The sequence below is a fragment of the Nocardioides hungaricus genome, assembly GCF_054782915.1.
Map to the genome: position 1 here is coordinate 374,093 of NZ_BAAGRO010000016.1, position 19,230 is coordinate 393,322.

Below are 19,230 nucleotides of genomic sequence, written 5' to 3' on the forward strand. Positions count from 1 at the left end.
GGATGACCGTACGCGGCCGGTCTCCGAGCCCTACCCTTTCGTCATGCGCCTGCGTCGAACCCTGGCGGCCTCCGCCGTCCTCCCCGTGATCCTCGTCGTCTCGGCCTGTGCCCCGGCCGAGGACTCCTCGTCGCCGACGGCGGAGGACACCTCGACCCCCTCCGCCACCGAGTCCTCGGGTTCCTGCGCCGCCGACTCCCTCGCGCTGCGCACGGCCGGCCAGCTGACCGTCGGCACCGACTCGCCGGCGTACGACCCCTGGTTCCGCAAGAACGACCCGACCAACGGCCAGGGCTACGAGTCCGCGGTCGCCTACGCGGTCGCCGAGCAGCTCGGCTTCAGCCAGGACCAGGTCCAGTGGGTCAAGGTGCCGTTCAACAAGTCCTACGCGCCCGGCCCGAAGGACTTCGACTTCGACATCAACCAGATCTCGATCAACGCCAAGCGGGCCGAGGCGGTCGACTTCTCCGACGGCTACTACCAGGCGTCGCAGGCGGTCATCGCGCTCAAGGGCACTCCCGGCGCCGACGCGACCAGCCTCGCCGACCTCCAGGGCCTGCGGCTGGGCGCCCAGACCGGCACCACCTCGCTCACCGCGATCCGCGACGTCATCGCGCCGGACACCGAGGCGATGGTGTTCGAGGACACCAACGTCGCCAAGGCCGCGCTGCAGAACGGCCAGGTCGACGCGATCCTGGCCGACCTCCCGACAGCGTTCTACATCAGCGCGGCCGAGATCCCGAACAGCGTCGTCGTGGGGCAGTTCCAGGTCGAGGGCGGCCAGCAGGAGGAGTTCGGCATGCTCTTCGAGAAGGGCAGCGCGCTCGTGTCGTGCGTCAACCAGGCGCTCGCGGCGCTGCGTGCGGACGGCACGCTCGACCAGCTCGAGCAGCAGTGGCTCTCCGACGTCGTGGACGTGCCCGAGCTCCAATGACCGCCCACCGGGTGAGCGACTGGTCGCCGAGCCGGCACGAGCTCGACCGGCGCCGGGTCCGGAGCCGGACCCGCGCGCGGTCCGCGGCGATCGCGACGGTGATGACCGTCGCGGTCTTCGCCCTGGTCGTCGTGGTCGTGGGCAGCTCGCCGGGCTGGCCGCGGTTCCGCGAGTACTTCCTCAGCTGGCCCGACGCGAGGGCCTCGCTGCCGGCGGTCTGGGACGCCCTGTGGCTGAACGTCAAGATGTTCCTCGTCGCCGAGGTGTTCATCCTCGTCGTCGCGATGCTGATCGCGACGGCCCGGGTGAGCCGGTCGCCGTGGCTGATGCCGCTGCGCATCGTCGCAGTCGCCTACACCGACGTCGTCCGGGGCATCCCGACCATCCTGCTGGTCTACGTCTTCGCGTTCGGCATGCCGGCGCTCGAGCTCCAGGGGCTGCCGGTCAGCCCGTTCTTCTGGGCGACCACGGCGCTGGTCGTCTCCTACAGCGCCTACGTCGCCGAGGTGTTCCGCTCGGGCATCCTCTCGGTCCATCCGTCCCAGTGGGCGAGTGCCGAGGCGCTCGGCCTCTCCCGTGCCCAGGCGCTGCGGCACGTGATCATCCCGCAGGCGGTACGCCGCGTCGTACCCCCGCTGCTCAACGACTTCGTCTCGCTCCAGAAGGACACCGCGCTCGCCTCCGCGGCCGGCGTCTTCGAGACGGTGGCGAACGCGCGTGACTACGCGCTCTACAACTTCAACTTCACGCCGTACCTCGTCGTTGCCGTCTTCTTCATCGCGATGACCGTGCCGCTCGCGCGGCTGTGCGACTGGCTGACCGCGCGGATGCGGCGGCGCGAGCTGGCGGGGTCGATGTGAGCCTCCTGTCCGTCTCCGGCCTGCGCAAGTCCTACGGCGATCGGCTGGTCCTCGACGACGTCTCGCTGTCGCTCGAGCAGCACGACGTGGTCTGCCTGATCGGCTCGTCCGGCTCCGGGAAGTCCACCCTGCTGCGCTGCCTCAACCTGCTCGAGGACATCGACGACGGGGTCATCTCGTTCGAGGGGCGGGAGATCTCCGACCCGCGGGTCGACCCGCGCGAGGTGCGGTCGCGGATGGGCATGGTCTTCCAGGCCTACAACCTGTTCCCGCACCTGACCGTGCTCGACAACTGCACGCTCGCGCCGCGGAAGGTGCACGGTGTCTCGCGCGCGGAGGCGTTGGCCCGGGCGCTCTCGCTGCTGGAGCGCTTCGGTCTCTCCGAGCACGCTCGGAAGCACCCGGACCGGCTCTCCGGCGGGCAGCAGCAGCGTGCCGCCGTGGTCCGCGCGCTCTGCACGCACCCCTCGGTGCTCCTGCTCGACGAGATCACCGCCGCCCTCGACCCCGAGCTGGTCGGCGAGGTGCTCTCGATCGTCCGGGCCGAGGCCGCGGCCGGGATGACGATGGTGATCGCCACCCACGAGATGGCCTTCGCCCGCGACGTCGCCACCTCCGTCTGCTTCCTCGACGAGGGCCGGATCCTCGAGCAGAGCCCCCCGTCCGAGATCTTCACCTCCCCTCGCGAGGACCGGACCCGCCAGTTCCTCCGCCGCGTCCTGTAGGCCGAGTCGGCGCAAACTCAACGCCGAGTCGGCGCAGTCTCAGCTGAGTCTGCGCCGACTCGGCATCAACCTTGACAGCACCTCTGTCATGATCGGGCCATGGGCATCGAACTCGGCCGGGGCACGGGACCGCTGCGAGGGGTGAAGGTCGTGGAGATCGCCGGGATCGGGCCGGGGCCGCACGCGTGCATGATCCTGGCCGACCTCGGGGCCGACGTGATCCGCATCGAGCGGCCGGGCGGGCAGGCACTGGCGGGCGGTGGGCCGCAGATGCTGCTCAACCGCGGCCGGCCGAGCGTGGTGCTGGACCTGAAGAACGAGGCAGCCGTCGAGACCGTCCTCCAACTGGTCGAGACCGCCGACGTCCTCGTCGAGGGCATGCGGCCCGGTGTCGCCGAGCGCCTCGGCTTCGGTCCCGACGAGTGCCACGCGCGCAACGAGAGGCTCGTCTACGGCCGGATGACCGGCTGGGGTCAGAACGGCCCGCTCGCCCAGGCGGCCGGCCACGACATGAACTACATCGCGATCACCGGCGCGCTGCACGGCCTCGGCCAGGACAAGAGCCGCCCGCACTTCCCGATGAACCTCCTCGGCGACTTCGGCGGCGGCTCGACGTACCTGGTCATCGGCATCCTCGCCGCCCTCCTCGAGGCCAGGACGAGCAACCGGGGCCAGGTCGTCGACGCCGCGATCGTCGACGGCACCGCCCACCTCAACGCGATGACCGCGGCGTTCCTCGCCTCCGGCGGCTACACCGAGGAGCGCGCCGCCAACCTGCTCGACGGCGGCGTGCCCTACTACGACGTCTACGAGACCGCCGACGGCAGGCACCTGTCGGTGGCCCCTCTGGAGCCGCAGTTCTACGACGTCTTCGTCGAGTTGCTCGGCATCGGGGAGACCGCGCCGGACCGGTACGACGCCGGCCGGGCCGACGCCCTCCGGGAGCTGATCGCGACCACATTCAGGCAGCGCACCCAGGCCGAGTGGGTCGAGATCTTCGAGGGCACCGACGCCTGCGTCGCGGGCATCATCCCGTTCACCGAGGCGGCCGAGCACCCGCACCTCGAGGCGCGCGGCACGATCGTCCGCCACGACGGCCTCCTCCAGCCGGCACCGGCGCCGCGCTTCTCCCGCACCGGGGCGACCATCGGCCGCCCGGCCGAGAGTGCCGGCGACAGCACCCGCGAGGCGCTCGCCGCCTGGGGCATCGCGGACGCCGACGCGCTGATCGAGTCCGGGGCAGCGGTCCAGGGCTAGTCCTGTTGACAGATATTCAGTAGGGTGTCGGCATGGCCGAGCACGTCGACGTCCTCATCGTCGGTGCCGGGCTCTCGGGCATCGGCGCCGCCGCGCGGCTGCGCACGGAGCACCCCGGCCGCACCGTCGCCGTGCTCGAGGCGCGCGCGGTCAGCGGCGGCACCTGGGACCTGTTCCGCTACCCCGGCATCCGCTCCGACTCCGACATGTTCACCTTCGGCTTCAGGTGGCGGCACTGGGAGGGCGATGTCGCACTGGCCGACGGCCCGTCGATCCTCGCCTACCTCCGCACCGTCGCGAGCGAGTACGGCGTCGACCGGCTCATCCGCTACCGGCATCGGGTGACCAGCGCGAGCTGGGACTCCGCGACCGACCTCTGGACCGTCGAGGTCGACCACGACGGCGAGCCGCTCACGTTCACGACCGGCTTCCTATGGGCCTGTGGCGGCTACTACGACTACGACCAGGGGTACTCGCCGGAGTTCCCCGGCCGGGCCGACTTCCGCGGCGAGGTCGTGCACCCGCAGCACTGGCCCGAGGACCTCGACTGCACCGGCAAGCGAGTCGTGGTGATCGGCTCCGGCGCGACCGCGGTGACGCTGGTGCCCGCGCTGGCCAATGGCGGGGCCGGCCACGTGACGATGCTGCAGCGGTCGCCGACCTACGTCCTCTCCCTGCCCGGCCGCGACCCGATCGCCGCCCGGCTGCGCTGGCTGCCGAGCGCGATCCGCTACCGGATCGTGCGCGCCAAGGCCATCCTGCTCGCGGTCCTCACCTTCCAGCTCGCCCGGCGCCGCCCGGAGCTGGCCAAGCGGGCGATCCGCGCGACGGTCGCCAGGCAGCTGCCGCCCGGCATCGACGTCGACACGCACTTCAAGCCGGCGTACGACCCGTGGGACCAGCGGCTCTGCTTCGTCCCCGACGGCGACCTGTTCCGGGCGTTCCGCGCGGGCACGGCCTCCGTCGTCACCGACCACATCGAGAGGTTCACCGAGACCGGCATCCGGCTGCGCTCGGGCGAGGAGCTGGAGGCCGACGTCATCGTGACCGCGACGGGCCTGACCCTCAAGGCGATGGGCGGCATGCGGCTCACCGTCGACGGCGCCGAGGTCAAGCTGCACGACACGCTGACCTACAAGGCGCTGATGCTCAGCGACGTCCCCAACTTCGCGTTCACGATCGGCTACACCAACGCGTCCTGGACGCTCAAGGCCGACCTGGTCGCGGACTTCGTGTGCCGGCTGCTCGCCCACATGGACGAGCACGGGGTACGCCGGGCGGTGGCGCCGCGCGACCCGAGCGTCGGCGAGGAGCTGCTGATCGACTTCAGCTCCGGCTACATCCTGCGGGCGCTCGACGAGCTGCCCAAGCAGGGCGACCGCGAGCCGTGGAGGCTGCGGCAGAACTTCCTGGCCGACGTCCGCGCGATCAACCGCGACCCCATCGACGACGGGGTCCTGACGTTTGGGTGATCCGGGCACCCTGCCCGTACACTCGACGCAGTTGCCCGTCCTGTCTTGCCTCGGGCCTCGCGCGAGCTCCGCTCCTGCGCCATCTCGGATCCATTGCTGGCGAGACACCCCAGCAGTTAGCGACTTCCTCTTGTCCTCCATGTCCCCTGCGGGCTTCACCGATCTCGGTGTGCCCGCCGACCTCGCCGCGGTCCTCGCGACCCGCGGCATCACCACTCCGACACCCATCCAGGCCGCGACGCTGCCCGACTCGCTCGCCGGCCGCGACGTCCTGGGCCGGGGCCGCACCGGCTCCGGCAAGACCTACGCCTTCCTCGTCCCGCTCGTCGCCCGGCTGACCGCCTCGGGCCGCACGGCCCGGCCGCGCAGGCCGCGCGCCCTGGTCCTCGCGCCGACCCGTGAGCTGGTCGGCCAGATCCAGGAGTCCCTCGCCCCGCTGGCGACGGCCGCCGGCCTCACCACCCAGACCGTCTTCGGCGGCGTCGGCCAGGGCCCGCAGGTCCAGGGCCTGCGCCGCGGCGCCGACATCGTCCTCGCCTGCCCCGGCCGGCTCGAGGACCTCATCGGCCAGGGCCACTGCGACCTCGGCGACGTCGAGGTCACCGTCCTCGACGAGGCCGACCACATGGCCGACCTGGGCTTCCTGCCCGCCGTACGCCGCCTGCTCGACCAGACCCCGAAGGCCGGTCAGCGGCTGCTGTTCTCGGCCACGCTGGACAAGGCGATCGACGTGCTGGTGAGGCGGTTCCTGTCCGACCCGGTGACCCACCAGGCCGACTCCGCGCAGTCCCCGGTCGTGACCATGGACCACCACGTCCTGCACCTAGCCCGCGAGCATCGCGTGCCGGTGGTCGCGGATCTCGCCAGCGCGCCGGGCCGCACGGTGGTCTTCACCCGCACCAAGCACGGCGCCAAGGCGCTGGCCCGCCAGCTCAACAAGCTCGGCGTCCCGTCGGTCGAGTTGCACGGCAACCTCAGCCAGGGTGCGCGGACCCGCAACATGGACGCCTTCCACAGCGGCCGCGCCACCACGCTGGTCGCCACCGACATCGCGGCCCGCGGCATCCACGTCGACGACGTCGCGCTGGTCGTGCACGCGGATCCGCCGACCGAGCACAAGGCGTACCTCCACCGCTCGGGGCGTACGGCGCGCGCCGGCGCTCGGGGCACCGTCATCACCCTGATGACCGACGACCAGGTGCGCGACGTGCGCCAGCTCACCCGCGCGGCCGGCATCAAGCCGACCACGACCCGGGTCCACGACACCACGCACCCGGTCCTCGCCCAGCTCGCCCCCGGCGAACGCGTGACGGTGCCCGGCGGCCTCACGTTTCAGGCACCGCCCGATCGGTCACCTGCGGGTCATGGGACTCAAGGACAAGGCAGAGAACAAGGTCGAGGAGCTCAAGGGTCGCGGCAAGGAGTCGGTCGGCGACGCCACCGGCGATCGCGATCTGCAGGCCGAGGGCAGGGCGGACCAGGCGTCCGGCAAGGTCAAGAACGCCGGTGAGCACGTCAGGGACGCCGCGAAGGACGTCAAGGACGGGCTCACCAAGTAGCCGGACCAGACCACAGGTGTAGCTCCTCGGCGCAGTGGGCAGAGCCCCCTCGGGAGGGGGTCGGTCGGCCGTGCGCGAACGCCAGTTGCTGACGGCTGCCTTCGTCGCGCTCGGAGGAGTGGTCCTCGGGCTCTCTCTCCGCATCGACGCCGGCAGCGCCTGGTTCTACCCCGCCGTCCTCGCCGTGGCCGCGGTCTGGGTGGCCGGCGCCCTTGTGGCCGGCCCGGTTCGCCTCGGACCGCCCCGCCCACTGGTGCTGCCGGTCGCGGCCGGTCTCGCCCTGGCGGGCGTCTTCGTGCTCGGCACCGTCGCGTTCCGCGAGCTGGGTCTGCTCGAGGGCCAGCTCGACGCCCTCGGCGAGCACGCCGACCAGGGCTCGCTCGCCCTCCTCGCGATCTGCACCGCGATCACGGGGATCGCGGAGGAGCTGTTCTTCCGCGGCTCGGTCTACGCGGCGTTCCCCCAGCGTCCGGTGCTGATCTCCACGGCGGCGTACGGCCTCGCGACGCTGGGCACCGGCAACGTCCTGCTCGCCTTCTCGGCGGTCGTGCTCGGCGCCGTGGTCGGCCTGATGCGGCAGCGCTACGACGGCCTGGTCGCGCCGATCCTCGCGCACCTGGCCTGGTCACTCACGATGCTCTTCGCGCTCCCGGCCGTCTACTAGCGCCCGCCGCACCGCCTCGGCGTAGGGGATCGGCTCGCCGGTCACCACGTCCCGGATCGCGTGGTCGGTGACGATCACCTCGGTGCTCATCGAGTCGATCAGGTTGCGGCCGGTGGTGGCGTCGACGTTCGTCACGAGCGAGATCCAGTACGACGACAGCCGGGGCGTCAGCACCGGCACGGTCACGATCGGGACCCGGCGTCCGTCGATGACCTCGGCGGCCCGCTGGAGCATGTCGACGTAGGTCAGCTGCTCCGGGCCGCCGATCTCGTAGGTCGTCGCGAACGCCTCCTCGTTGCCGACCACGCCGACGAGGTAGCAGACCACGTCGTCGAGGGCGATCGGCTGGGTCAGGGTGGTCGCCCAGGACGGCACCACCATCGCGGGCAGGTTCTTCACCAGCTGGCGGGTCATCTCCCAGGAGATGCCGCCGGCGCCGACCACGATCGCGGCGCGGAGCACGGTCACCGGCACGCGGGCCTCGCCGAGCAGCCGCTCCACCTCGCGGCGCGAGCGCAGATGCGGCGAGAGGTCGTCGGCGTCCCTGCCGAGCCCGCCGAGGTAGACGATCTGCCGAAGTCCACTCGCGGCCGCGGCCAGCCCGAACGAACGCGCCGCGTCGGCGTCCTTGCGCTCGAAGTCGTCGTCGTCGAGCGAGTGGACGAGGTAGACCGCGACGTCGACGCCGGTCATCGGCTCCGCGAGGCTGCCCGGGTCGGCCACGTCGCCCGCGACCGGCTCGCCGGGTCCGTCGTACTCCTCCGGGCGACGGGTCATCGCGCGCACCTCGTGGCCGCTCTCGATCAGGGCAGGCACCAGCCGACGGCCGATGAAGCCGGTCGCGCCGGCGACGAGGACGGTGGTCACGCAGGGGTCGTACCCATCCGCGCGCTACCTCACCGCCGCGCGGCCTTCGCGACGCCGTTCTCGTACGCCGTCACCAGGCCGCCGACCGACAGCGGCTTGAGCCGCTCGAGCACCTCGCGGAGGCGGGCGTCGTCCATGCCGCCGTACGCGGGCGCCAGCCGGGTGCGGATGACGTCCTCGAGCTCGTCGGCCATCTGGCGCCCGTGGGCCACGAAGACCTGCTTGGCGGCCTCGGCGATCTCGGCCGGGAAGCCGAGGTCGAGCAGCCGCATGCCGTTGGAGAGCTGGGAGACCGCGACCGCGAGCTGGTGGTGGCGCCGCCGCACGACGCCCAGCGCGACGAGGGTGTCGAGGTCCTCCTCGCTGAGGGTGCGCCCGGCCCGGCGGGACAGCTCGGTGCGCGACATCGCGACCGGGAGGTCGGCCTGCCAGGGCGCGAGCATGGTGCGCCGCAGCGCGATGTCCTCGGGGGAGGCGTCGTCGGGGATGTCGGCGACGTACCGCTCGATCGCGGTCAGCGTGAAGCCGTGGCTCTGGAGCTCGCGGACCAGCTCGAGGCGGGCGACGTGGGAGTCGCTGTAGTAGCCCGACCGGCCGCGCCGGATCGGCGGCGGCACCAGCCCCTTGGTGGTGTAGAAGCGGACGTTGCGCACGCTCATGCCGACGCGCGTCGTCAGCTCCTCCAGCGTCAGCAGCTCGTCCATCGCACTCCTCGTGACCTGCCCCACGCAGCCGTCCTGTTGACGGTGACAGTAATAGTGTCACAATCGGTCCATGGCTGAGGCATTCGTGTACGACCACATTCGCACGCCGCGCGGCAAGGGCAAGCAGGTCGGCTCCCTGCACGAGGTCAAGCCGGTCGACCTCGTCGTCGGGCTGCTCGACGAGATCAGGGAGCGCAACCCCTCCCTGGACCCCGAGCGCGTCGACGACGTCGTCCTCGGCGTCGTGACCCCGATCGGCGAGCAGGGCGGCGACATCGCCAAGACCGCGGCGCTGAAGGCCGGCTATCCCGAGACCGTGGCGGGCGTGCAGCTCAACCGCTTCTGCGCCTCCGGCCTCGAGGCGGTCAACCAGGCGGCGTCTCGCGTGCGCGGCGGCTTCGAGGACCTGATCCTCGCCGGCGGCGTGGAGTCGATGAGCCGGGTGCCGATGGGCTCCGACGGCGGCGCCTGGGCGAGCGACCCGGCCACCGCGCTGCAGACCGGCTTCGTGCCGCAGGGCATCGGCGCCGACCTGATCGCCACCCTCGAGGGCTGGAGCCGCGAGGACGTCGACGCCTACGCCGCCGAGTCCCACCACCGCGCCGCGAAGGCGTGGGCCAACGGCTACTTCGCGCGCTCCGTCGTACCCGTCGAGGACATCAACGGCCTCACCGTCCTCGACCACGACGAGCTGATCCGTCCCGACACGAGCGTCGAGGGCCTGGCCGGCCTCAAGCCGAGCTTCGCCGACATCGGCGCCCAGGCGGGCTTCGACGACGTGGCACTGGAGAAGTACCACTGGGTCGAGCGGATCGACCACGTCCACCACGCCGGCAACTCCTCCGGCATCGTCGACGGCGCCGCGCTCGTGGCGATCGGCACCGAGGAGGTCGGTACGTCGCTCGGCCTGACCCCGCGGGCCCGCGTGCTCGCCACCGCCGTGTCCGGAGCGGACCCGACGATCATGCTCACCGGCCCCGCCCCGGCCGCCCGCAAGGCGCTGGCCCGGGCCGGCCTCGAGGTCGAGGACATCGACCTGTTCGAGATCAACGAGGCGTTCGCCGCGGTCGCGATGCGGTTCATGCGCGACCTCGACGTCAGCCCCGAGATCACCAACGTCAACGGCGGCGCGATCGCGATGGGCCACCCGCTCGGCGCCACCGGCGCGATGATCCTCGGCACGCTCGTCGACGAGCTCCAGCGCCGGGACCTGCGCCGCGGCCTCGCCACGCTCTGCGTCGGCGGCGGCATGGGGATCGCCACCATCGTCGAGATCGTCTGAGTTCGAGAGGGAGTCATGACCGAGACCCAGCAGCCCCTCACTGACCGACACAGCGCCGTCCGCTACGACAAGGACGCCGACGGCATCGTCACCCTCACGCTCGACGACCCGACCGCGAGCGCGAACACCATGAACGAGCTCTACCAGGAGTCGATGGCCGCCGCCGTGCAGCGGCTGTACGACGAGCTGGCCGCCGACCCGGACAGCGTGACCGGTGTCGTGATCGCCAGCGCGAAGAAGACCTTCTTCGCCGGCGGCAACCTCAAGAGCATGGTGCAGGCGACCAGGGAGGACGCCGCCGCGGTGTTCGCGATGGGCGAGGCGGTCAAGGCCGGCCTGCGCAGGCTCGAGCTGTTCCCGAGGCCGGTGGTCGCGGCGATCAACGGCGCCGCCCTCGGCGGCGGCTTCGAGATCTGCCTGGCCTGCAACCACCGGATCGCGGTCGACGACGACAGCGTCAAGATCGGGCTGCCGGAGTCGACCCTCGGCCTGCTGCCGGGCGGGGGCGGCGTGACCCGCGTCGTACGCCTCCTCGGCCTGCAGGCCGGCCTGATGGACGTGCTGCTCCCGGGCACGCAGTTCAAGCCGAGTACGGCGAAGGAGAAGGGGCTGGTCGACGAGCTGGTCGCGACCCGCGAGGAGCTGGTCCCGGCCGCGAAGGCGTGGATCAGGGCCAATCCCGAGGAGAGCCAGAACCCCTGGGACAAGCCCGGCTACCAGATGCCCGGCGGCTCGCCGACCTCGCCCGCGCTGGCCGGCTTCCTGCCGGCGTTCCCGGCCCTGCTGCGCAAGCAGACCAAGGGCGCGGTCTACCCGGCGCCGCGCGCGATCCTGTCCGCCGCGGTCGAGGGCGCGGGGCTCGACTTCGACACCGCGTCGCGGATCGAGTCGCGCTACCTGACCAACCTGATCGTCAACCAGGGCTCGAAGAACATGATCCAGGCGTTCTTCTTCGACCTCCAGGCGATCAACGCCGGCCGGCTCCGCCCGGAGGGCGTGCCGCCGTTCAAGGCCACCAAGGTCGGCGTCCTCGGCGCCGGCATGATGGGCGCCGGCATCGCCTACTCCTGCGCCCGCGCGGGCATGCAGGTCGTGCTCAAGGACGTCGCGCAGGACGCCGCCGAGAGGGGCAAGGCGTACTCGGAGAGGCTCAACGCCAAGGCGATCTCGCGCGGCCGGCTCACGGAGGAGAGGTCGCGGGAGCTGCTCGACCGCATCACGCCCACCGCCGACCCGGCCGACCTGGCCGGCTGCGACCTGGTGATCGAGGCCGTCTTCGAGGACCCCTCGCTCAAGCAGCAGGTGTTCGCGGAGGTCGCGCCGTACGTCACTGGACACGGCAGGGGCGACGCGCTGCTCTGCTCGAACACCTCGACGCTGCCGATCACCGAGCTCGCCGCGGGCGTCGACCGCCCCGCCGACTTCATCGGCCTGCACTTCTTCAGCCCCGTGGACAAGATGCCGCTCGTCGAGATCATCCGCGGGCGGGAGACCTCCGACGTCGCACTGGCGAAGGCGTACGACGTGGTGCAGCAGATCCGCAAGACGCCGATCGTCGTCAACGACAGCCGCGGCTTCTACACCTCGCGCGTGATCGGCACCCAGGTGATGGAGGGCCTGGCGATGCTCGCCGAGGGCTGCCACCCGGTGTCGATCGAGCGGGCCGCGACCCAGGCCGGCTACCCGGTCGGGCCGCTCCAGCTCAGCGACGAGCTGAACATGGAGCTGATGGCCAAGATCCAGCAGGCGTCCGCCGACGCCGCCGCCCGCGAGGGGCTCTCGTGGGTGCCGTCGGCCGGTGAGGCCGTCGTCGCGAGGATGATCGAGCTCGGCCGCCCCTCGCGGCTCAAGGGCGCGGGCTTCTACGAGTACGACGAGTCCGGCAAGCGCGCCGGGATCTGGCCCGGCCTGGCCGAGACCTTCCCGGTCGCCGCCGAGGCGATCCCGATCGAGGACATGCGCGAGCGGATGCTCTTCATCGAGGCGCTCGAGACCGCGAAGTGCTTCGAGGAGGGTGTCATCGAGTCCGCGGCCGCGGCCAACATCGGCTCGATCATGGGCATCGGCTTCCCCGCGATGACCGGCGGCGCCGCGCAGTTCATGCAGGGCTACGAGGCTCGGCCGCCGTCGGGGGCTCCGGGGCAGGTCGGCCTGGGTGCGTTCGTCGCCCGCGCCGACGAGCTGGCCGAGACCTACGGCGACCGGTTCCGCCCCTCGGCGTACCTCCGCGACCTGGCCGCCTCCAACGGGTCGTTCCCGGCCTGAGGACACGCCTACGGCGACCCGAGCCAGGCCCGTCGTCCGGGACGGGCGCGGCCTGGCCGGGTGGTCCGACCCGGGTCCACGGCGAGGGCGCCACCGAGGTGCGCGCGCTCGCGGACGCGTCGTTCCGGGTCGCCGCGGGTGAGCTGGTCGCGGTGATGGGGCCCTCCGGCTCCGGCAAGTCGACGCTGCTCACCCTCGCCGGCGGGCTCGACGCCCCGACCGCCGGCACCGTCTCGGTCGAGTCGCTCGACCGACGGCTCGGATCGGCCGAGGCGCAGGTCGTCGTCCCGGCCGGCGGCCGGCCCGTGCTCCAGGCCGCCGATCCCGCCGACGGCAACACCGTCGCCGGCCGCAGGCCCGCGACGCCGCCGACGGCCGCCGACGTCGCCGAGGTGCTCGGCGGTCCGCCGATGATCGGCCAGCGCACCGGCGGGATCCGGGCGGCCACCGAGGAGGGCGTGACCTCCGTCGAGGCGACCGAGGTCGACCTCGGCGACCCGCTCGCGCGGGGCCTCTTCCGGCTCGTCGACGGCCGCTGGCCCGCGGCGGCCGACGAGGTGGTCGTGAACCAGGCCCTGCTGGACCGGGGGTACGCCGTCGGCGACGCCGGGCGGCCGACTGGGACCGGCTGCGGGCCGCCGCGGAGAGCACCGTGCCCGACGCGACGGTGACGACGGTCCGGAGCCTCGGCGACCGCACGACCTACGTCGACACAAGGTTCCGCGAGGACGGCGAAGCCGTGGGCAGCCCGGAGACGATCGCCTCGCCCGGCGGCGACGTGCTCATCGACGACGGCGCTCTCGCCGGGCGGCTGCCCGGGGTGCCGGACGACGCGGGCGAGGCGGTCGCCCGCGCCGTCCGCGCCGGCCGGGTCGTCGTCTTCACCGGGAGCACGGCGGTGCGCCCCGCCGACCTGCGGATGGTCCTCACGTCCGTCGACCGGCGCGGGCGCCGGCAGCCGCTCGCGACGATGTCGGTGCGGGCGCTGCTCGTCGGGCTCGACGACGGGACCGGACCGCGGGCGGTGCTGCCGCCGACCGTCGTCGAGCGTGCCGGGGTCGCGACGTCGATCAGCGGGCTGCTCCTCACCGACGCCGACATCAGCGCCCGGCAGGAGCAGGATCTCGGCGAGGCGGTCTCCGCCGTCTCGCCGCGGGCCTGGGTCCAGGTCGAGCGCGGCTACCAGGAGGACGACCAGACCCGGCTGGTCCAACTGGTGCTCGGCGGGCTCGGCGCGGTGCTGATGCTCGGCGGCACGCTCACCGCGACGTTCCTCGCGCTCTCCGACGCGCGCCCCGACCTCGCCACCCTGGCCGCGGTCGGCGCCTCGCCGCGCCGGCGGCGGGGCATCGCGGCGGCGTACGCGCTCGTCGTGGGGTTCGTCGGCGCGCTGCTCGGCGCCGCCGTGGGCTTCGTCCCCGGCATCGCGATCTCCTATCCGCTGACGTCGCCGTCGTACGCCGACACCGGGCCGTTCCTCGACATCCCGTGGCTGCTGGTCGGTGGCGTGGTCGTCGCGCTGCCGCTGATCACGGCGGCGATCGTGGCGCTGTGCACCCGCTCCCGCCTGCCTCTGGTCGCCCGCCTCGACTGAGCACGTACTGAGACGTCGGGTCGGACTTCTGAGGGTCGACCGCACGTCCCGACGCGACGACGGAGAGCACCGCAGCTTCGGCCTTCCTGTACATTCTCGCTTTCTTGTACATCTGCGCTTGGTTCGCCGTACGCTGGTTGGCATGAGCGAGATGAGCCTGAGCGATGCGCGCGCCCGGCTGGCCGACGTCGTCGACCAGGCCCGCATCGACCGCGACCCGGTCTATCTGACCCGCCGCGGCCGCCGAGTTGCCGCGGTGGTCGACGTCGGCCGCCTCGAGTCGCTCATCGAAGCCGCCGAAGACCTCGCTGACCTGCAGGCGGCAGCCGCCGCCCGCGCCGAGATCGTCGAGACCGGTCAGGCGCCGATCCCGTGGGACCAGGTCAAGGCCGACCTGGGCATGTCCTGACCAGCACCGGCCCGGCCGGCACCGCAGGTCCATTCGTCTCCTTCGGCGTCGCGACATGACCACCTACCGCATCGAGGTCGCCCCGGCGGCCCTCCGTCAGCTGCGCAAGCCGGATCCGCAGGCCCGGCGGCGCGTCCAGGCCGCAGTCGAGCTCCTGGCTCAGGAGCCACGCCCGGCCGGCGCGAAGAAGCTCGTCGGCGGCGATGGTGAATGGCGGGTCCGCACCGGCGACTATCGGATCGTCTACGAGATCCGCGACCAGGTCCTCCTCGTGCTCGTTCTGGCGGTCGGGCACCGGCGCGAGGTCTACCGGCGCCGCTGACGAACCGGCGACAGAAACAATCAGAGTTGACTGTTTGTTGGGCCCGGGCCATGCTGGCGGCGTGACCACGGCGACGCGCGTCCCGCAGGAGGAGCGCACCCGGCTGATGCGGGCCCGGCTGCTCGAGGCGACGATCGACTGCCTGGTCGAGCGCGGCTTCGCGGGTACGTCGACGACCCTGGTCTCCGAGCGCGCGGGCGTGAGCCGGGGCGCGCAGCTGCACCACTTCCCGACCAAGAACGCCCTGGTCGTCGCGGCGGTCGAGCACCTGACGGAGAAGCGCGGGCAGGAGCTCGCGGCGGCCGCCGCGAAGCTGCCGGAGGGCAGCCGGCGCGCCCGGGCCGTGCTGGGGATGCTCGCCGACCACTTCACCGGGGCGGTGTTCGCCGCCGCGCTGGAGCTGTGGGTCGCCGCCCGCACCGACGAGTCGCTGCTGGCGGCCGTCGCGCCGCTGGAGCAGCGGATCGGCCGGGAGACCCACCGGCTCACCGTCGAGCTGCTCGGCGTCGACGAGTCGGCACCGGGCAACCGCGAGCTGGTGCAGGCGACCCTCGACCTGGTGCGCGGCCTCGGCCTCGCCAACACCGTCACCGACGACGCCCGCCGCCGCGGCCGGATCCTGGACCGCTGGGCGGACGTCGTGGAGAAGGAGCTCTCGTGACCCTCCTCGACGATCTGCTCGCTGACCTCAAGACCGAGGGCGACCGGCTCTGGAACGCCGTCTCCGGACTCGACGCCGACGGCTGGGCCACGCCCACGCCGGCGACCGGCTGGACCGTGGCCACCCAGGTCGCGCACCTGCTCTGGACCGACGAGGTCGCGGTCGTCGCCGCCACGGACTCCCCAGAGGGCAGGGAGCAGTGGGAGGCGCTCGTCCGCCAGGCGCTCGCGGACCCGCTGGGCATCGTCGACCAGCAGGCCCACGAGGTCGCGCGGCTCGCGCCCGAGGCGCTGCTCGCCCGCTGGGGCGCGGCGCGGGAGGCGCTGCCGCGTGCGCTGCGGGCGTACCCCGAGGGCCGGCGGATGCCGTGGTTCGGCCCGCCGATGTCGCCGGCGTCGATGGCGACGGCGCGGTTCATGGAGACCTGGGCGCACGCCCTCGACGTGTACGACGCGCTCGAGGTCGCCCCCGAGGTGACCGACCGGATCCGGCACGTCGCGCACCTCGGCGTACGCACTCGGGACTTCGCGTTCTCGGCGCACGGCTTCGAGCCGCCGCAGGAAGACTTCTACGTCGAACTGACCTCTCCGTCAGGTGAGAAGTGGACCTGGGGAACGGACGTAGCGGACCAGAAGGTGTTCGGGTCCTCGTACGACTTCTGCCTGCTGGTCACCCAGCGCGTGCACCGCGACGACACCGACCTGGTCGCGACCGGCGCCGACGCCGAGACGTGGCTCACCATCGCGCAGGCGTTCGCCGGCCCGGCCGGTGAGGGGCGTGCCAGGCGATGAGGATCGGCAACTGCTCGGGGTTCTACGGCGACCGGCTCTCGGCGATGCGGGAGATGCTGGAGGGCGGCCGGCTCGACTACCTCACCGGTGACTACCTCGCCGAGCTGACCATGCTCATCCTCGGCAAGGACGCCATCAAGGACCCGTCGCTGGGCTACGCGAAGACGCATCTGCGCCAGCTCGAGGACTGCCTCGGGCTCGCGCTCGAGCGCGGAGTGCGGATCGTCAGCAACGCCGGCGGCCTCAACCCCGCCGGGCTCGCCGACCGGGTCCGCGAGGTGGCGGCCGGCCTCGGTCTCGACGTCGACGTCGCGCACGTCGAGGGCGACGACGTCCGCTCGTTGGCCAAGGAGATCGGGATCAGCGAGGGTGCCCTCACCGCCAACGCCTACCTCGGCGGCTTCGGCATCGCCGCGGCCCTGCGCGGCGGAGCGGACGTCGTCGTCACCGGCCGCGTCACCGACGCCAGCCTGGTGGTCGGCCCGGCGGTCGCGCACCACGGCTGGACGCCGGAGCAGTACGACGAGCTGGCCGGTGCCGTGGTCGCCGGGCACGTCCTGGAGTGCGGCACCCAGGCCACCGGCGGCAACTTCTCGGGCTTCCGGTCGCTGCCCGGCCACACGCTGCCGCTCGGCTTCCCGCTCGCCGAGATCGCCGCCGACGGCAGCAGCGTGATCACCAAGCACGACGGCACCGGCGGCGCGGTCACCGTCGACACGGTCACGGCCCAGCTGCTCTACGAGATCCAGACGACGCGCTACCTCAACCCCGACGTGACCACTCATCTCGACTCGATCACCCTCCGCGAGGTCGGACCCGACCGGGTCGAGATCGGCGGCGTCCGCGGCTCGGCGCCTCCGGAGCAGCTGAAGGTCGGCGTCAACGAGCTCGGGGGTTGGCGCAACACCGCGGAGTTCGTGCTCACCGGACTCGACATCGAGGCCAAGGCCGACTGGGTCCGCGAGCAGCTCACCGGGTCGCTCGCCGCCGCCGACGTCACCTGGACCCTCACGGCGCTGCCCGCGCCCGACGCGGACACCGAGGAGGGCGCCTCCGCGCTGCTGCGCTGCACGGTCAAGGACCCCGAGCCCGGCCCGGTCGGCCGCGCGTTCACCGGCCCGGCCGTCGAGCTCGCGCTGGCGTCGTACCCCGGCTTCACGATGACCGGCCCGCCGGCGCGGCCCTCGCCGTACGGCGTCTACCGCGCGGAGTACGTCGAGCGCTCGGCCGTCACCCACACCGTCGTGCACGCGGACGGCCGGCGCGAGGCGATCGCCGACCCGACGGCGTTCTCCGACGTCGACCCGGCCGCAGGCCGCCGGCCGTCGCCCTACCCGGCGCCGACCGACTCGCTGACCCGCCGGATGCCGCTCGGCACGTTCGTGCACGCTCGCTCCGGCGACAAGGGCGGCGACGCCAACCTCGGGCTGTGGGTGGTCAACGACGGGTCCGACAAGTACGCCGATCGGGTGACCTGGCTGGCCAAGCTGATCACCCCGCGCAAGGTGCGCGAGCTGGTGCCGGAGGCCACCGACCTCGACGTCGAGGTCTACCTGCTGCCGAACCTGGGTGCCGTGAACGTGCTGATCCGCGGGCTGCTCGGCGACGGCGTCGCGGCGTCGACCCGCTTCGACCCGCAGGCCAAGGGCCTGGGCGAGTGGGTGCGCTCGCGGCTCGTGCACGTGCAGGAGGACCTCGTATGAACATCCGCGAGATCGGCGCCGAGTTCGTGCGCCGCGAGGTCGTCGAGCACCTCCAGGAGTGGGAGGACGCCGGCGAGGTCCCGCGCGAGCTGCACGTCGCGGCCGCCAAGCAGGGCCTGCTCGGCGTCTCGTTCCCGGAGTCCGTCGGCGGCCAGGGCGGCGACCTGCTCGACACGATCGACCTGCAGGAGGGGATGTTCGAGGCGGGGGCGAGCAGCGGGCTGATGGCCGCGCTGTTCACCGGCGGCATCGCGCTCCCGCACCTCGTCGCCGACTGGGCCGCCTCCGGCAGCACCGACCTGGTCGACCGGTTCGTCCGCCCGACGCTGGCCGGCGAGGCGATCGGTGCGCTCGCGATCACCGAACCCGGGGGCGGGTCCGACGTGGGCGGCATCCGGACCATGGCCGTCCGCGACGGCGACGAGTACGTCGTCAACGGCTCGAAGACCTTCATCACCAGCGGCGTCCGCGCGGACTTCGTGACGACCGCGGTGCGGACCGGAGGCTCCCCAGGATCTTCGGGAAGCGCGGGTGGCATCAGCCTGCTCGTGGTCGAGAAGGGCACGCCCGGCTTCACCGTCGACCGGTCGCTGCGCAAGATGGGCTGGCACTGCTCCGACACCGCCGAGCTGTCGTACGCCGACGTGCGGGTGCCGGCGGCCCACCTGGTCGGCGCGGAGAACACCGGGTTCGCCCAGATCGCCGAGCAGTTCGTGGTCGAGCGGCTGGCGCTGGCGGTCCACGCCTACGGCATCGCCGGACGCTCGCTGGACCTGACGGCGGCGTACTGCCGCGACCGCGAGACGTTCGGCAGGCCGCTCATCGACCGGCAGGTGGTGCGGCACAGGCTCGTCGAGATGCGCAGGCAGGTCGAGGTCGCGCGCACCTACACCCGCGACGTCGCGCGGCGTCACGTCGCGGGTCGCCCGGAAGACAAGCCCAGCGTGATCGCCCAAGCCTGCTTGGCGAAACAGACCGCGGTCGACTGTGCGACCTACGTCTGCGACCAGGCCGTCCAGCTGCACGGCGGGACGGGATACATGCACGGGACCGAGGTGGAGCGCCACTACCGCGACGCCCGGATCCTGCCGATCGGAGGAGGGGCCAGCGACGTGCTGACCGATCTCGCAGCCAAGCTGCTGGGCTATTCATGACGAGCGC

Annotated in this window: 18 protein-coding genes and 2 pseudogenes; 18 read left to right on the top strand and 2 right to left on the bottom strand. The window is 72.5% G+C overall.

All coding sequences use genetic code 11. The features are described from left to right. The first annotated feature begins 43 nt into the window (after positions 1 to 43). The 8 genes and pseudogenes from ACYVKX_RS06810 (at position 44) to ACYVKX_RS06845 (ending at position 7,471) form a co-directional block, all read left to right on the top strand. Positions 44 to 934, top strand: coding sequence for an ABC transporter substrate-binding protein (locus ACYVKX_RS06810; protein WP_460829986.1), 891 nt, complete (start codon positions 44 to 46; stop codon positions 932 to 934). Then, positions 931 to 1,794, top strand: coding sequence for an amino acid ABC transporter permease (locus tag ACYVKX_RS06815; RefSeq protein ID WP_460829987.1), 864 nt, complete (start codon positions 931 to 933; stop codon positions 1,792 to 1,794). The genes ACYVKX_RS06810 and ACYVKX_RS06815 overlap by 4 nt, the downstream gene beginning before the upstream one ends. After that, a complete protein-coding gene (locus ACYVKX_RS06820) occupies positions 1,791 to 2,519 on the top strand; it encodes an amino acid ABC transporter ATP-binding protein (RefSeq protein WP_460829988.1) in 729 nt (242 codons plus the stop codon). The genes ACYVKX_RS06815 and ACYVKX_RS06820 overlap by 4 nt, the downstream gene beginning before the upstream one ends. Positions 2,520 to 2,618: 99 nt before the next feature. Then, positions 2,619 to 3,776, top strand: coding sequence for a CaiB/BaiF CoA transferase family protein (locus tag ACYVKX_RS06825; protein WP_460829989.1), 1,158 nt, complete (start codon positions 2,619 to 2,621; stop codon positions 3,774 to 3,776). 32 nt (positions 3,777 to 3,808) lie between these two features. Next, positions 3,809 to 5,248: a flavin-containing monooxygenase gene (locus ACYVKX_RS06830; RefSeq protein ID WP_460829990.1), complete on the top strand. Its 1,440-nt coding sequence runs from the start codon at positions 3,809 to 3,811 to the stop codon at positions 5,246 to 5,248. A 139-nt stretch (positions 5,249 to 5,387) separates the two neighbouring features. Next, positions 5,388 to 6,347: pseudogene (locus ACYVKX_RS06835) on the top strand (DEAD/DEAH box helicase); the annotation flags it as partial. Positions 6,348 to 6,612: 265 nt separating this feature from the next. Beyond that, entirely contained in the window at positions 6,613 to 6,807 is a 195-nt protein-coding gene (locus tag ACYVKX_RS06840) for a CsbD family protein (protein WP_460829991.1), read from the top strand. Between the two features lie 70 nt (positions 6,808 to 6,877). Further along, a complete protein-coding gene (locus ACYVKX_RS06845; protein ID WP_460829992.1) occupies positions 6,878 to 7,471 on the top strand; it encodes a lysostaphin resistance A-like protein in 594 nt (197 codons plus the stop codon). On the opposite strand, the gene ACYVKX_RS06850 is transcribed toward ACYVKX_RS06845, so the two are convergent. Then, entirely contained in the window at positions 7,433 to 8,338 is a 906-nt protein-coding gene (locus ACYVKX_RS06850) for an NAD(P)H-binding protein (RefSeq protein ID WP_460829993.1), read from the bottom strand. The genes ACYVKX_RS06845 and ACYVKX_RS06850 overlap by 39 nt on opposite strands. A 29-nt stretch (positions 8,339 to 8,367) precedes the next feature. Further along, positions 8,368 to 9,042, bottom strand: a complete 675-nt coding sequence (locus ACYVKX_RS06855; RefSeq protein WP_460829994.1) for a MerR family transcriptional regulator — start codon at positions 9,040 to 9,042, stop codon at positions 8,368 to 8,370. 70 nt (positions 9,043 to 9,112) lie between these two features. Between ACYVKX_RS06855 and ACYVKX_RS06860 the strand changes: the two genes are divergently transcribed. The 10 genes and pseudogenes from ACYVKX_RS06860 (at position 9,113) to ACYVKX_RS06905 (ending at position 19,223) form a co-directional block, all read left to right on the top strand. Continuing rightward, positions 9,113 to 10,324: an acetyl-CoA C-acetyltransferase gene (locus ACYVKX_RS06860; RefSeq protein ID WP_460829995.1), complete on the top strand. Its 1,212-nt coding sequence runs from the start codon at positions 9,113 to 9,115 to the stop codon at positions 10,322 to 10,324. 15 nt (positions 10,325 to 10,339) lie between these two features. Further along, a complete protein-coding gene (locus ACYVKX_RS06865) occupies positions 10,340 to 12,589 on the top strand; it encodes a 3-hydroxyacyl-CoA dehydrogenase NAD-binding domain-containing protein (protein ID WP_460829996.1) in 2,250 nt (749 codons plus the stop codon). Between the two features lie 98 nt (positions 12,590 to 12,687). Then, positions 12,688 to 12,828: pseudogene (locus ACYVKX_RS06870) on the top strand (ATP-binding cassette domain-containing protein); the annotation flags it as partial. A gap of 413 nt (positions 12,829 to 13,241) precedes the next feature. Further along, entirely contained in the window at positions 13,242 to 14,183 is a 942-nt protein-coding gene (locus ACYVKX_RS06875; RefSeq protein WP_460829997.1) for an FtsX-like permease family protein, read from the top strand. Between the two features lie 142 nt (positions 14,184 to 14,325). Beyond that, positions 14,326 to 14,592, top strand: coding sequence for a type II toxin-antitoxin system Phd/YefM family antitoxin (locus ACYVKX_RS06880; protein WP_460829998.1), 267 nt, complete (start codon positions 14,326 to 14,328; stop codon positions 14,590 to 14,592). 55 nt (positions 14,593 to 14,647) lie between these two features. Next, the gene (locus ACYVKX_RS06885; protein WP_460829999.1) at positions 14,648 to 14,914 is read left to right on the top strand and encodes a type II toxin-antitoxin system RelE family toxin; all 267 of its coding nucleotides are present in this window, start codon (positions 14,648 to 14,650) and stop codon (positions 14,912 to 14,914) included. Between the two features lie 61 nt (positions 14,915 to 14,975). Continuing rightward, complete coding sequence (locus tag ACYVKX_RS06890) at positions 14,976 to 15,575, top strand: TetR/AcrR family transcriptional regulator (protein WP_460830000.1); 600 nt, start codon at positions 14,976 to 14,978, stop codon at positions 15,573 to 15,575. Further along, on the top strand, positions 15,572 to 16,366 hold the full coding sequence (locus ACYVKX_RS06895) for a TIGR03084 family metal-binding protein (RefSeq protein WP_460830001.1): 795 nt from the start codon (positions 15,572 to 15,574) through the stop codon (positions 16,364 to 16,366). The genes ACYVKX_RS06890 and ACYVKX_RS06895 overlap by 4 nt, the downstream gene beginning before the upstream one ends. Beyond that, positions 16,363 to 18,069: an acyclic terpene utilization AtuA family protein gene (locus ACYVKX_RS06900; protein WP_460830002.1), complete on the top strand. Its 1,707-nt coding sequence runs from the start codon at positions 16,363 to 16,365 to the stop codon at positions 18,067 to 18,069. Before ACYVKX_RS06895 ends, ACYVKX_RS06900 begins: the two co-directional genes overlap by 4 nt. Then, positions 18,066 to 19,223: an acyl-CoA dehydrogenase family protein gene (locus tag ACYVKX_RS06905; protein ID WP_460830003.1), complete on the top strand. Its 1,158-nt coding sequence runs from the start codon at positions 18,066 to 18,068 to the stop codon at positions 19,221 to 19,223. The genes ACYVKX_RS06900 and ACYVKX_RS06905 overlap by 4 nt, the downstream gene beginning before the upstream one ends. Positions 19,224 to 19,230: the final 7 nt, after the last annotated feature.

Bases quoted from the DNA above. Each gene is read 5' to 3' on its own strand.
- ACYVKX_RS06810 (WP_460829986.1), top strand. From the start codon at position 44: ATGCGCCTGCGTCGAACCCTGGCGGCCTCCGCCGTCCTCCCCGTGATC.
- ACYVKX_RS06815 (WP_460829987.1), top strand. From the start codon at position 931: ATGACCGCCCACCGGGTGAGCGACTGGTCGCCGAGCCGGCACGAGCTC.
- ACYVKX_RS06825 (WP_460829989.1), top strand. From the start codon at position 2,619: ATGGGCATCGAACTCGGCCGGGGCACGGGACCGCTGCGAGGGGTGAAG.
- ACYVKX_RS06830 (WP_460829990.1), top strand. From the start codon at position 3,809: ATGGCCGAGCACGTCGACGTCCTCATCGTCGGTGCCGGGCTCTCGGGC.
- ACYVKX_RS06840 (WP_460829991.1), top strand. From the start codon at position 6,613: ATGGGACTCAAGGACAAGGCAGAGAACAAGGTCGAGGAGCTCAAGGGT.
- ACYVKX_RS06855 (WP_460829994.1), bottom strand. From the start codon at position 9,042: ATGGACGAGCTGCTGACGCTGGAGGAGCTGACGACGCGCGTCGGCATG.
- ACYVKX_RS06860 (WP_460829995.1), top strand. From the start codon at position 9,113: ATGGCTGAGGCATTCGTGTACGACCACATTCGCACGCCGCGCGGCAAG.
- ACYVKX_RS06865 (WP_460829996.1), top strand. From the start codon at position 10,340: ATGACCGAGACCCAGCAGCCCCTCACTGACCGACACAGCGCCGTCCGC.
- ACYVKX_RS06880 (WP_460829998.1), top strand. From the start codon at position 14,326: ATGAGCGAGATGAGCCTGAGCGATGCGCGCGCCCGGCTGGCCGACGTC.
- ACYVKX_RS06885 (WP_460829999.1), top strand. From the start codon at position 14,648: ATGACCACCTACCGCATCGAGGTCGCCCCGGCGGCCCTCCGTCAGCTG.
- ACYVKX_RS06900 (WP_460830002.1), top strand. From the start codon at position 16,363: ATGAGGATCGGCAACTGCTCGGGGTTCTACGGCGACCGGCTCTCGGCG.
- ACYVKX_RS06905 (WP_460830003.1), top strand. From the start codon at position 18,066: ATGAACATCCGCGAGATCGGCGCCGAGTTCGTGCGCCGCGAGGTCGTC.